This is a genomic window from Anoxybacillus eryuanensis (genome assembly GCF_051200995.1).
GTDB lineage: Bacteria > Bacillota > Bacilli > Bacillales > Anoxybacillaceae > Anoxybacillus > Anoxybacillus tengchongensis.
Genome location: NZ_JBPODS010000009.1, coordinates 31101 through 44521, shown reverse-complemented (window position 1 = coordinate 44521; position 13421 = coordinate 31101). Strand labels below are relative to the sequence as shown.

Sequence of the window (13421 nt, the reverse complement as noted above, 5' to 3'; positions counted from 1 at the left end):
CGGCAAGGAATCTCAAATCAATACGAAAGAGTGGGTCTCCCCACTCTTTGTGTGCATTATCTTTACCATTTCCACTAGAACTATAACATATTGGCAAAAAAATTGCAACTCATTCAAAATAGCGACAATTGATTGTGATCGGGGAGCGACTGTAAACAACCCCGACTTTCAAGATATTCTAAAATCGTTTTCGATACTTTGCCACGTTGTTGTAAATCTTCTTTCGATAAAAACTCGCCTTCCTCACGAGCACGCACAATGCTGAGGGCAACGTTTGTCCCAAGTCCCGGAATCGCATTAAACGGTGGAATAAGGGAATTGCCGTCAATAATGAACTCCGTTGCTTGTGAACGGTACAAATCGATATTTTTAAACGAAAAGCCCCGTTCGCACATTTCTAGCGCGATTTCAAGTACGGTTAACAAGTTTTTCTCTTTCGCAGACGCATCAAGCCCTTTTGCTTGAATTTCCTCAATACGTCGACGAATCGCCGCAGATCCTTGAATCATGGCGTCTAAATCAAAGTCTTCTGCACGTACGGTAAAATACGATGCGTAATAAAGAAGCGGATGATGTACTTTAAAGTACGCAATGCGTACCGCCATGAGAACGTATGCCGCCGCATGCGCTTTCGGGAACATGTACTTAATTTTTTTACATGATTCGATATACCATTCTGGTACATTGTGTTTACGCATTTCTTCTTCAAATTCTGGCGTTAATCCTTTTCCTTTACGAACGGATTCCATAATTTTAAATGCTAATGACGGTTCTAAGCCGCGGTAAATTAAATACACCATAATGTCATCGCGACATCCAATTACTTCTGATAGCGTACATGTACCGCTTTGAATAAGCTCTTGCGCGTTACCAAGCCAAACGTCTGTCCCGTGCGATAAGCCCGAAATTTGCACAAGCTCTGAAAACGTTTTTGGTTTTGTTTCTTCCAACATTTGACGAACAAAGCGCGTGCCGAACTCTGGGATACCGAGCGTTCCTGTGTTACACATAATTTGTTCAGGCGTCACCCCGAGCGATTCTGTACTACTAAAAATTTTCATCACTTCCGGATCATCTGTTGGAATCGTCTTCGGATCAATTCCACTTAAATCTTGTAACATTCGAATGACTGTCGGATCATCGTGTCCAAGAATGTCTAACTTCAATAAATTATCGTGAATGGAATGGAAGTCAAAGTGCGTCGTCCGCCATTCTGCTTCTGTATCGTCGGCAGGATATTGAATCGGTGTAAAGTCATAAATGTCCATGTAATCTGGAACGACGATAATACCTCCTGGATGTTGCCCTGTCGTTCGTTTCACTCCCGTACATCCAGCTGCTAAACGATCTATTTCTGCTGCGCGTACATGAAGATTTTTATCACTTATATACCCTTTGACAAATCCGTACGCTGTTTTGTCAGCAACGGTACCAATCGTTCCAGCACGATATACGTTATCTTCACCGAATAGCACTTTCGTATAGTTGTGGGCTCGCGGTTGATACTCGCCCGAAAAGTTTAAGTCAATATCTGGAACTTTATCACCTTTAAACCCTAGAAACGTCTCAAACGGAATATCGTGACCATCTTTATTATACCGCGTGCCACATTTTGGACAGTCTTTATCTGGTAAATCAAATCCCGAGCCGACCGAACCATCATCGAAAAACTCAGAATGTTTACAGTTCGGACAAACGTAATGCGGTGGGAGCGGATTCACCTCTGTAATCTCGGTCATCGTCGCAACAAAGGATGAGCCAACTGAACCACGCGAACCAACAAGGTAACCATCATCAAGCGATTTTTTTACGAGTTTATGAGAGATTAAATAAATGACCGCAAAGCCATGGCCAATAATGCTTTTCAATTCTTTTTCTAGCCGTTTTTCAACGATGTCTGGAAGTGGGTCACCATAAATGCTCTTCGCTCGTTCGTAACTCATCCGACGAATTTCTTCGTCCGCTCCTTCAATTCTCGGTGTGTACAACTCATCTTTAATCGGTTTGACGTCTCCAATGAGATCGGCAATTTTTCTCGTATTTGTGACAACAATTTCTTTTGCTTTTTGTTCACCAAGAAACGAAAATGCTTCTAACATTTCGTTTGTTGTACGAAAATGAACATTTGGGAGTTCATGACGATTTAACGGATTGCCACCAGATTGTGAGTGAATTAAAATTTTGCGATAAATTTTATCCTCTTGGTTCATGTAATGCACATTTCCTGTTGCGACAACCGGAATACCAAGCCGTTCACCAAGCTGCACAATGTTTGTAATAATTTCTTTTAGTGCCTCTTCGTCGCGTACATATTCCATTTCAATAAGCGGAGCGTATACTTCTGGCGGATGCACTTCCAGGAAATCATAAAACGGGGCAATTGCCTCTGCTTCTTCGATTCCTTTTTGCATCATCGCTTCAAATAGTTCACCTTTATCGCACCCTGATCCGACTAAAATACCTTCGCGATGTTGTTGTAACACAGAACGTGGAATGCGTGGAACGCGATAAAAATAGTTCACATGTGAAAACGATACGAGTTTAAATAAATTTTTTAACCCTACTTCATTTTGTACAAGCAACGTCGCATGGAACGGTCGGGATCGTTGGAACGCTCCTTGTTCTTTCGATGCTTCGTTTAACTGATCAAGATATCGTATTCCTTTTTCATCAAGTTCTTTTAACAAATGAATAAGCAAATACCCTGTCGCTTCTGCATCATAAATAGCACGATGGTGTTGAGTTAATTCAATATTAAATTTTTTACAAAGCGTATTTAAGCGATGGTTTTTTAGCTCAGGATATAAATAGCGGGCAAGCTCTAGTGTATCGATCACCGGATTTGTTACTTTGCCGCGATTGATTTTTTTGAATCCTGCATTTAAAAAACCAATGTCAAACGTCGCATTATGAGCAACGAGCACACAATCGTCAATCCAATGGTAAAACTTTTCTAACACCTCTTCGACGTCTGGTGCGTCTTTTAACATATCATCTGTAATCTTCGTTAGTTCAATTGTCGTCGCTGAAAGCGGATGATGCGGGTTAGCAAACGATTCAAAACGGTCGATAATTTCCCCGTTCTTCACTTTTACTGCTGCTAACTCAATAATGGTGTCATATACAGCGGAAAGCCCTGTCGTCTCCACGTCAAATACGACAAACGTATCGTCCATGAGACGGCGATGCGCTTCATTATAAGCAATCGGTACCCCATCATCGACAATATTTGCTTCTAGTCCATATAAAATTTTCACACCGTATTTTTTTCCTGCACTATACGCTTCCGGAAACGACTGAACGACGGCATGATCCGTAACGGCAATCGCTTCATGTCCCCATTTTTTTGCTTGTTCAACGAGCGCTGTAATTGAAGCGACCGCATCCATTTGACTCATTTGTGTATGAACGTGCAATTCCACACGCTTTTCTTCGGCTGTATCTTGACGCTCGTTTGGTTTCACTTCGTTTAGGTCATTCGCAATAAGCACAAGATCGCGAACGAATGTGTCGTTTTGTACGCTGCCGCGCACTTTCACCCACATACCTTTTTTTACACGTTGCATTAATTCCGCATCTTCTTTATCGCGTGAAAACATTTTTACAAGAATAGAGTTTGTATAATCTGTCATTTTTAACGTCAATAACGTTCGTCCGCTTTTTAGCTCTTTTGCTTCAGCATCAAAGACGTATCCTTGCACAACGACACGACGCTCTTCTTCTACAATTTGATCGAGCGAGCGAATATGTTCCTCATCTTTAATTTGATAGCCGATGACAAGCGGACCGCTTTCTTCGCTTACGTTAGATGGTTCTTGTTTCGGCATCGCTTCGATAAACGCAGCTAGCGCTCGCTCCTCATCCTCTTTTTGTTTTTGTGCTAAAAATTGTTCAAACTGTTGTTCATCGTGTTTCACGTCCGCTTCCAATTGTAAATGTGGGAAGCCAAACGAAGCGTACGTCTCAGCAAATATTTCCGCAAATCGCTTTTTTAAAGCAATCGCTTCTGCTTCATTGCGTGCTTGGACAATCACTTTCGTTCCTTTGACGTGCGGTTGCTGCTGTGTCATTAGTGAAAGAAGAGGCGAGCTTTGTTGAATCGTTTCCACAAACATCGACCAATACGATATGACGTCTTCAGCGGTAAACGTTTGATCTTCCGCTTCAATCGTGCATTGCACATGAGCGATGTGACGAAACTGTTCGATTAGTCGTTTACGAAATTCGACATATACATTCGCTCGTAAAATCGCTGGAAATTGAAAATAAAAATGCCAACATTTTGTTCGTTTGTCGATAACTACTTTGTTAATCTGTCCATTTGCTAAGTCGTTCGCTATATGCGAAGAAGCGAGTTGTAGTTGTTGCAACAAAATAGAAAACCTTTCTTTTTGTTCTTCTCTCATCGTTGTTCGTTACAAAAAGATGTAACGGTGCACCTCCCTTTCTTTATTTCTCCATCGTTTGGGGGTGATAGACGACAGAAAGAGGGGGATCCCCCTCTCTGCCTTTTACAAATATCGGTGCAAAGTCTCCACTAATTGCGACACATGTACTTCCTCTGTTTCGCCTGTTTTGCGAACTTTTACTTCAACTATTCCTTCGCTTGCCCGTTTTCCAATCGTTACGCGTACAGGTAAACCGATTAAATCGCTGTCAGCGAATTTCACACCTGGGCGCTCAGCACGATCGTCATACAACACTTCAAATCCTTCTTGTTGCAAACGTACGTACCATTCGTCTGCGAGTTTTCGTTGCTCGTCCACTTTTGGATTGACAGAAATAAGATGCACATGGAACGGGGCAACAGCTGTTGGCCAAATGAGCCCATGCTCATCGTTATATTGTTCAGCGATGGCTGCAAGCGTACGAGATACACCGATGCCGTAACATCCCATAATCATCGGTTGCATGCGTCCATTTTCATCTAAATACGTTGCATTCATCGCTTCGCTATAACGTGTACCGAGTTTAAATACGTGACCAACTTCAATGCCGCGCGCAAAACGAATCGTTCCTTTTCCATCTGGCGACGGATCCCCTTCTTGAATGAAACGAACGTCCGCATATTGCGCAACAAAATCACGATCTGGGTTAACCCCTTTATAATGATAGTGTGCTTCATTGGCTCCGCATACACCGTTGACAATCGCTTTTACTGCATGATCCGCTAAAACGAGTACATCGTCGCTCACACCAATTGGACCAAGCGAACCAACTTCACAGTTCATCACTTGTTTTGTTTCTTCTGGCGTTGCTAATTCCACAACCGTTGCTTCTAATATATTTTTTACTTTCACATCATTCACTTCATGGTCGCCACGTACAAGAACAAGTACATAGCGATCGTCTACTTTAAATAATAACGACTTGATACATTTTTCTTTTGGTACTTGCAGAAATTGACTTACTTCTTCAATCGAACGTTGTTCCGGTGTATGCACTTTTTCAAGCGGGGCATGCGGTTCATCGCTTCGCTCATACGTCGTAATGACTGGTGCCATTTCAATATTCGCCGCATAATCAGACGAATCAGAATATGCAATCGTATCTTCTCCAACATCAGATAAAACCATAAACTCATGCGTATCTTTTCCGCCCATGGCGCCAGAATCGGCAATGACAGCGCGGAAATTCAACCCGCAACGACGGAACACATTCGCATAAGCTTCGTACATTTTATTGTATACTTCATCTAAACTTTCTTGTGAAGCATGAAACGAATATGCATCTTTCATAATAAACTCACGACCACGAAGCAAACCGAAACGTGGGCGTTTTTCGTCACGAAACTTCGTTTGAATTTGATAAAGCGTAAGCGGCAAACGTTTGTACGATTTCACTTCATCGCGAACAAGTGCCGTAATGACTTCTTCATGTGTTGCACCGAGCGCAAAGTCGCGATCGTGGCGATCTTTTAAACGCATTAATTCCGGTCCATATGAATACCAGCGGCCTGACTCTTGCCATAGTTCTGCTTGTTGCAACGCTGGCATTAACAGTTCTATAGCACCTGCACGCTCCATTTCTTCACGAATGATCGCTTCAATTTTTTGTAATACACGTTTACCAAGTGGTAAAAAGCTATATACTCCACTCGCGTTTTGGCGAATGAAACCGGCGCGAAGCAGCAGTTGATGGCTTTTAATTTCCGCGTCTGCTGGCACTTCACGCAATGTAGGAATAAACGACATACTTTGTTTCATCTTTTTTTAGCACCTCTTACTTCATTGATTTATAAGAAAAATTTTTGAATATCATTCCACGTAACAACAAGCATGAGCAACATGAGAAGGGCAAAACCGATAAAATGCACAATTCCTTCTTTTTGGCGATCAATTGGCTTTCCACGCAACGCCTCAATCGCAAAAAACGTTAAGCGTCCTCCATCAAGCGCTGGAAGCGGAAGTAAGTTGATAATCCCTAAGTTAATGCTTAAAATCGCTCCCCATTTCATTAAATAATACACGCCAGATTGGGCGACTTTATGTGTGGAAACGGCAATGCCAACAGGTCCAGATAGCATATCAAATGAAAATTTCCCCGTCAATAAATGACCTAGACCAACGATAATTTCTTTTGTCCAATAGTACGTTTCTAACGCTCCCTGTTTGATCGCCCCAACAACCGATTTTTCCATCGGTCCATATACACCGATCAATCCGATCGTCTCGCCTTCGATCGTTTTCTTTTCTGGTGTGACGGTGAGATCGATCATTTGGTCGTTGCGCTTCACTTGAAATTGGAGCGGTTTTTCTGGGCTTTTTCGAATAATTGTAACAACATCCGTCCATGAAGACATCGGCTGTCCGTCAATCGAAATGACAATATCACCTTGTTTCAATCCTGCTTGACGCGCGGCACCGTCTTCTGTCAATTCACCAACAATCGGTTTATCAACAGGGTACCCTTGTAGCAGTCCAATAACAATAAAGATGACAAGTGCTAAGATGAAATTCATAAGCGGACCAGCGAAAATAGCCATCGCCCGCTGTCCGAGCGTTTTTGAGCCGAATTGACGATTGTACGGTGCAATTTGTACTTCTTCGCGATCAATAACGATGTAGGCAGGATCGCTTAACTCAAAACGTTGTAAGCGATCATCTTCATTCTCGTAACCTTCAATATATAGCTCATGTTCAAAGTCTGCGCGCTCCACCTCAATGATTTTCGCATCTTCATATTCATCTTTATGATTGACGATGATTTTCTTCACTTTACCATCTGAATGAAACAGTAAGCCGACAACTTGCCCGCGCTTGACGTCAATCATCTCAGGATCTTCGCCAGCCATGCGCACAAAACCACCAAGTGGGAGCAAACGAATGGTGTACGTCGTTTCCCCTTTTTTCATTGAAAACACTTTTGGACCAAATCCAATCGCAAACTCGCGGCATAAAATACCTGCTCGCTTCGCGAAAATGAAGTGACCTAATTCATGAAAAAACACAAGCGCGCCAAAAATGATAAGAAAAGCAATAACCGTCTCCAAAGTTTCAACCACCTTTTACATGTGTAGTGATTTTACATATTGTCTCGTTTCAAAATCAACTGCACGAATCGTCTCAAGATCCGGATGAGCAATCGGTACATGCCGCTCCATCGCTTTTTCAATGCATTGTTCGATCGCTAGGAACGATATTTGTCCAGCTAAAAAGGCTGACACCGCTTCTTCATTGGCGGCGTTTAATACCGTTGGCATCGTTCCCCCTATCTTTCCAGCTTCATAAGCAAATTGTAAACAACGAAACCGGTTCATGTCCACTTTTTGAAAATGCAACGTGGCTACTTGTGCTAAGTTCAGTCGTTCAATATGTAGCGGAAAACGGTCAGGATATGTTAATGCATATTGAATCGGTACTCGCATATCTGGCGTTCCGAGTTGAGCAATGACACTTCCATCATGAAATTGTACCATCGAATGAATAATACTTTCTTTATGCAAAAGGACGTCAATTTGTTCATACGGTAATTGGAATAACCAGTGTGCTTCGATCACTTCGAGTCCTTTGTTCATCATCGTTGCAGAATCAATTGTAATTTTTGCTCCCATCGACCAATTCGGATGTTTTAACGCTTCTTCCACTGTGACGTATTGTAGTTGTTCGCGAGTCCGATCACGAAAACTACCACCAGATGCCGTTAAAATGATGCATTCGATATTTTTTTGTTGTTCCCCTTGCAAACATTGAAAGATAGCAGAATGCTCACTATCGACAGGCAAAATGGCTACGCCGTAATCAGCAGCGTGTTTCATGACAAGATGACCTGCGGTAACTAACGTTTCTTTATTCGCTAACGCAATCGTTTTTTTCGCCTCAATCGCTTGTAACGTAGGTACTAATCCAACGCTTCCGACAACCGCATTGACGACAATGTCTGCTTCTTGAACGGTCGCTACTTCAACGAGACCATCTTCACCAGAAACGATGCGCACTCGCCCTATATATTCGCTTTGTAGCATATGTGCATCTTCTTTTTGAGCAACACATACGACTTTCGGTGAAAATTGCTCAATAATATGTCGAGCTCGCTCTATATTTCGCCCAGCGGAAAAAGCGACGAGACGAAACGCATCGGGATGGGCGCGAATCACATCTAACGTTTGCATGCCGATTGAGCCCGTCGCTCCTAATAAACTAATTGCTCGCAAAAGCCCCACTCCTTTTTACGCAATAAGGTAAAACAAATGCAAAATTGGCAAAACAAATAACAAACTATCGAAGCGATCTAAAATGCCACCATGTCCTGGCAAAATAGCTCCTGAATCCTTTACTCCATAGTGACGTTTAAATGCCGATTCCACTAAATCACCAAGCTGTCCGAAAACGGATAAAATGACCGTCGCAATGAGTAACATGAGGAAAGACGGCGCAAATGGCGATAGCCACTCATACACGCTCACGACAACAAGGGCACACAAAACCCCACCAATAGCACCTTCCACTGTTTTGTTTGGGCTAATATGCTCCCATAGCTTTCGTTTTCCGAACGCACGACCAACAAAGTACGCTCCGCTATCCGTTGCCCAAATTAAAAAAAGCGCATAAAAAATGTACGACAAACCGGCTTCACGCACTTGAACAAAAGAATAAAAACCAACCCCTACATATAAGACAGCGACAATCATAAATGCTACATCATCAAATGTAAATGCATTTTTTGATATGACCGTATAAATGAGCAACAAAAAGAGCCCAACGACGAGGATCCATATATTTATCATATGTTCATATGGATATAAAAAGAGCCATAATGCAAGAAAACTAACAATGCTCGGGAACGAAAAAAGCGATATGCGTTTCATGCGAATAAGCTCAAATAAGCCAACCGTAGCTAGTATATACGTTAACACTAAAAATGGCCATCTGCCATATATGACGATCGGTAAAAAGACTGAAGCTGCAATCACTGCTGTTACAATTCTTTGTTTCATACGAAATTATACGCCTCCAAATCGGCGGCTTCGTTGTTGAAATTCATGTACCGCCTGTAAAAAATGTTGTTCTGTGAAGTCTGGCCATAATACGTCTGTAAACCAAAATTCTGTATAAGCCAATTGCCAAAGCATGAAATTACTTAAACGAATCTCTCCGCTTGTGCGAATGAGTAAATCGGGATCTGGTAAATCGTTTGTCATTAAATATGAATGGAACACCTGTTCATTCACATCACTTGCTTGAATCGTTCCATTTTGCACATCGTCAACAAGCTTTTGAACGGCATGCACAATTTCCGCACGACTTCCGTAGTTTAACGCAAAGTTTAAAATTAAGCCCGTATTTTGTTTTGTCTCTTCGATTGCTTTATCGACTGCATGTAACGTATGTAAAGGTAGTTGATCTTTATGTCCCATAATGCGTACTTGTACGTTTTCTGCGATTAACTCTGGCAAAAATGTGTTCAAAAATTGTTCAGGCAACTGCATTAAATAATCGACTTCCGTTTTTGGTCGTTTCCAATTTTCTGTTGAAAATGCGTATAACGTTAACACTTTTACACCGAGTTCGTTCGCAAAACGCGTAATTTTCCGTACCGTTTGCATGCCCTCATAATGTCCAGCCATACGTGGCAACGCGCGTTTTTTCGCCCATCGTCCGTTCCCGTCCATGATGATCGCCACATGCGCAGGAATCGGTCCTTGTAAAATTGTTTCTTTCTCATATCCTTCTTCTTTGTTTTTCCATCTTTTCATCTTTTCAAACATAAGCGCGTGTCCTCCAGCTTTGATCCAACATGATTAGGCTGTGCGCCCTATTTAGTAATTATAACAAAAAACCCTCTATAAACATAGAGGGACTTATACTTCCATGACTTCTCTCTCTTTTTCTTTCGTAATCACATCAATTTTTGCGATATGATCGTCTGTTAATTTTTGAATGTCTTCTGTATAACCTCGCAACTCGTCTTCTGTAATTTCGCCATTTTTCTCTAGCTTTTTCAACTCATCGTTTGCATCACGGCGAATGTTGCGCACAGCGACTTTCGCTTCTTCAGCATATTTTTTTACTAACTTCACAAGCTCACGACGGCGCTCTTCTGTTAGCGGCGGAATGGAAATACGAATGACTGAACCGTCGTTTGAAGGCGTTAACCCTAAGTCAGATGCTAAAATAGCTTTTTCAATTTCCTTCAATACGGATTTGTCATACGGCTGAATAACAAGAAGGCGAGCTTCTGGCACTTGAATGCCTGCTAACTGAATAATTGGTGTCGGCATGCCGTAGTAATCTACTGTAATTTTTTCTAGTAACGCTGGATTTGCACGACCTGCGCGAATCGTTGCGAGTTCACGCGAAAAAGCTTGAACTGCTTTATCCATTTTTTCGTTCGCGTTCGTTAATACTTGCATCTTATTTCCCCCTTACAATTGTTCCAATATTTTCGCCTAATACGGCACGTTTAATATTTCCTTCTTCCATAATCGAGAAAACAATAAGTGGAATATCGTTATCCATACATAACGATGAAGCGGTTGAATCCATGACGCCTAATCCTTGTTTGATCACATCTAAGTAGGATAGTTCATCGTACTTCACCGCATTTTTGTCCACTTTTGGATCGGCGCTGTATACACCATCTACGTTGTTTTTTGCCATTAAAATGACGTCCGCTTCAATTTCTGCAGCACGAAGCGCGGCTGTCGTATCTGTCGAGAAGTACGGATTCCCTGTTCCTGCTGCAAAAATGACGACACGTTTTTTCTCTAAGTGACGAATCGCTCTTCGACGAATGTAAGGCTCTGCCACTTGGCGCATTTCAATAGACGTTTGCACGCGCGTTTGCACACCAAGTTGCTCTAGGCTGTCTTGCAAAGCAAGCGAGTTCATTACTGTTGCTAGCATGCCCATATAATCGGCTGTGGCACGATCCATTCCCATTTCACTGCCGATTTTACCGCGCCAAATATTCCCACCGCCAACAACGACCGCCACTTCAACTCCAAGTTCTGCTACCTCTTTTACTTGTTGCGCAATGGATTTAATGACAGACGGATTAATGCCAAATCCTTGATCACCAGCTAACGCTTCACCGCTTAATTTTAAAACGACACGTTTATATTTTGGGCTTTTCATTGTAAACCTCCATACCGTTCTCTAAAAATAGGGAACACATATGTGTTCCCTATTTGTATTCATTACTTACGAACTTGGCTCATAACTTCTTCAGCGAAGTTATCTTGACGCTTTTCAATACCTTCGCCTACTTCGTAACGGATGAAGCTTTTTACAGTTGCACCATTAGATTCTACAAATTGGCGTACTTTGACGTCTGGATTTTTTACAAAGCTTTGCTCAAGTAAGCAAATGTCTTCAAAGAATTTGCCTAAGCGGCCTTCAACCATTTTTTCAACGATATTTTCTGGTTTTCCTTCATTCAATGCTTGTTGTTTTAACACTTCGCGCTCACGAGCGATTTCTTCCGCGGATACTTCATCGCGAGAGACGTATTTTGGATTAATCGCAGCAATGTGCATCGCTACATCTTTTGCAATGTCGCTATTTGTTGTACCTTCTAACACCGTTAATACAGCAATGCGACCACCCATGTGTAAATATGCACCGAACGCTGCATTGTCATCTTTTTCTACAACTGCAAAGCGACGTAACGTAATTTTTTCACCAATTTTAGCGATCGCTGCGTTGATATGTTCCTCTACTGTCGCACCGTTATCCATTTTTTGTTGCAGCGCTTCTTCTACTGTTGCAGGCTTATGTTTTAATAAATGATCTGCTAATTCTTTTACTAATGTTTTAAATCCTTCGTTTTTCGCAACGAAGTCTGTTTCAGAGTTTACTTCTAAAATGACAGCTACATTTCCATCAACTTCAATTAATGTTGTTCCCTCAGCTGCAATGCGATCTGCTTTTTTCGCTGCCTTCGCCATTCCTTTTTCACGAAGCCAGTCGATCGCTTTTTCCATATCACCGTTTGTTTCTGTTAACGCTTTTTTGCAGTCCATCATTCCTGCGCCAGTTTTTTCGCGCAATTCTTTTACCATTTGAGCAGTAATTGCCATATGAAACATCCTCCTTTTTTATGTGCCAAATCGTATGTACACAAACCGAAACGGTTCGTATGCTTATTATGCCCGATTTTCTTAAAAAAAGGTGATAAAAGGCTCCCCCCTCTTATCACCTTTCACATGCTTACTCAGCTGTGACAACGGCTTCTTCGCCTTGTTTTGCTTCTAAAATCGCATCAGCAATTTTAGATGTAAGAAGTTTCACAGCGCGAATCGCATCGTCGTTCGCAGGAATGACGTAGTCGATTTCGTCTGGATCACAGTTTGTATCCACAATTCCGATGATCGGAATGTTTAATTTACGAGCTTCTGCAACGGCAATGCGCTCTTTGCGTGGGTCGATGACAAATAATGCATCTGGCAATTCTTTCATTTCTTTAATACCGCCTAAAAACTTTTCAAGACGCTCTAACTCTTTCTTTAGTTTTACCACTTCTTTTTTAGGCAATACATCAAATGTGCCATCTTCAGCCATTCTTTCGATTTCTTTTAAGCGTTTAATGCGTTTTTGAATAGTTGCAAAGTTTGTTAGCGTTCCACCTAACCAACGTTGGTTCACGTAGAACATGCCAGAGCGTTCTGCTTCTTCTTTCACAGAATCTTGCGCTTGTTTTTTCGTACCAACGAATAAAATTTTACCACCGTTTTCCGCAAGTTCTTTGACGAAGTTATACGCTTCTTCTACTTTTTTCACTGTTTTTTGTAAGTCAATGATATAAATACCATTGCGTTCAGTGAAAATGTACTTTTTCATTTTCGGGTTCCAGCGACGTGTTTGATGCCCGAAGTGAACCCCTGCTTCAAGCAATTGTTTCATTGAAATGACAGACATCTTTCATCCTCCTATACGGTTTTTTTCCTCCGCTCACGTCATTTTTAAGCAAGACTGCAAGGC

At 41.8% G+C, this 13421-nt stretch carries 10 protein-coding genes; all 10 read right to left on the bottom strand.

Annotation, left to right across the window (positions count from 1 at the left end; translation table 11 throughout):
* Positions 1–113 precede the first annotated feature (113 nt).
* On the bottom strand, positions 114–4406 hold the full coding sequence (locus tag HNQ84_RS09670; RefSeq protein ID WP_435621970.1) for a PolC-type DNA polymerase III: 4293 nt from the start codon (positions 4404–4406) through the stop codon (positions 114–116).
* Between the two features lie 105 nt (positions 4407–4511).
* On the bottom strand, positions 4512–6206 hold the full coding sequence (locus HNQ84_RS09665; protein WP_435621969.1) for a proline--tRNA ligase: 1695 nt from the start codon (positions 6204–6206) through the stop codon (positions 4512–4514).
* Between the two features lie 29 nt (positions 6207–6235).
* Positions 6236–7492: an RIP metalloprotease RseP gene (rseP, locus tag HNQ84_RS09660; RefSeq protein ID WP_435621968.1), complete on the bottom strand. Its 1257-nt coding sequence runs from the start codon at positions 7490–7492 to the stop codon at positions 6236–6238.
* Positions 7493–7507: 15 nt separating this feature from the next.
* The gene (gene dxr / locus HNQ84_RS09655) at positions 7508–8653 is read right to left on the bottom strand and encodes a 1-deoxy-D-xylulose-5-phosphate reductoisomerase (RefSeq protein WP_435621967.1); all 1146 of its coding nucleotides are present in this window, start codon (positions 8651–8653) and stop codon (positions 7508–7510) included.
* A 15-nt stretch (positions 8654–8668) separates the two neighbouring features.
* The gene (locus HNQ84_RS09650) at positions 8669–9436 is read right to left on the bottom strand and encodes a phosphatidate cytidylyltransferase (protein WP_183247003.1); all 768 of its coding nucleotides are present in this window, start codon (positions 9434–9436) and stop codon (positions 8669–8671) included.
* A 6-nt stretch (positions 9437–9442) separates the two neighbouring features.
* Positions 9443–10207, bottom strand: a complete 765-nt coding sequence (gene uppS, locus HNQ84_RS09645; protein ID WP_435621966.1) for an undecaprenyl pyrophosphate synthase — start codon at positions 10205–10207, stop codon at positions 9443–9445.
* 93 nt (positions 10208–10300) lie between these two features.
* The gene (gene frr / locus HNQ84_RS09640) at positions 10301–10852 is read right to left on the bottom strand and encodes a ribosome recycling factor (protein WP_435621965.1); all 552 of its coding nucleotides are present in this window, start codon (positions 10850–10852) and stop codon (positions 10301–10303) included.
* A 1-nt stretch (position 10853) separates the two neighbouring features.
* Positions 10854–11576 (bottom strand): UMP kinase, encoded by a 723-nt coding sequence (pyrH, locus tag HNQ84_RS09635; protein ID WP_004891026.1) that lies wholly within the window; start codon positions 11574–11576, stop codon positions 10854–10856.
* Between the two features lie 62 nt (positions 11577–11638).
* Complete coding sequence (gene tsf / locus HNQ84_RS09630; protein ID WP_183241511.1) at positions 11639–12520, bottom strand: translation elongation factor Ts; 882 nt, start codon at positions 12518–12520, stop codon at positions 11639–11641.
* 130 nt (positions 12521–12650) lie between these two features.
* On the bottom strand, positions 12651–13358 hold the full coding sequence (gene rpsB, locus HNQ84_RS09625; RefSeq protein WP_032099697.1) for a 30S ribosomal protein S2: 708 nt from the start codon (positions 13356–13358) through the stop codon (positions 12651–12653).
* Between the last annotated feature and the right edge of the window lie 63 nt (positions 13359–13421).

Bases quoted from the DNA above. Each gene is read 5' to 3' on its own strand.
- HNQ84_RS09670 (WP_435621970.1), bottom strand. From the start codon at position 4,406: ATGAGAGAAGAACAAAAAGAAAGGTTTTCTATTTTGTTGCAACAACTA.
- HNQ84_RS09665 (WP_435621969.1), bottom strand. From the start codon at position 6,206: ATGAAACAAAGTATGTCGTTTATTCCTACATTGCGTGAAGTGCCAGCA.
- HNQ84_RS09650 (WP_183247003.1), bottom strand. From the start codon at position 9,436: ATGAAACAAAGAATTGTAACAGCAGTGATTGCAGCTTCAGTCTTTTTA.
- uppS (WP_435621966.1), bottom strand. From the start codon at position 10,207: ATGTTTGAAAAGATGAAAAGATGGAAAAACAAAGAAGAAGGATATGAG.
- frr (WP_435621965.1), bottom strand. From the start codon at position 10,852: ATGCAAGTATTAACGAACGCGAACGAAAAAATGGATAAAGCAGTTCAA.
- pyrH (WP_004891026.1), bottom strand. From the start codon at position 11,576: ATGAAAAGCCCAAAATATAAACGTGTCGTTTTAAAATTAAGCGGTGAA.
- tsf (WP_183241511.1), bottom strand. From the start codon at position 12,520: ATGGCAATTACTGCTCAAATGGTAAAAGAATTGCGCGAAAAAACTGGC.
- rpsB (WP_032099697.1), bottom strand. From the start codon at position 13,358: ATGTCTGTCATTTCAATGAAACAATTGCTTGAAGCAGGGGTTCACTTC.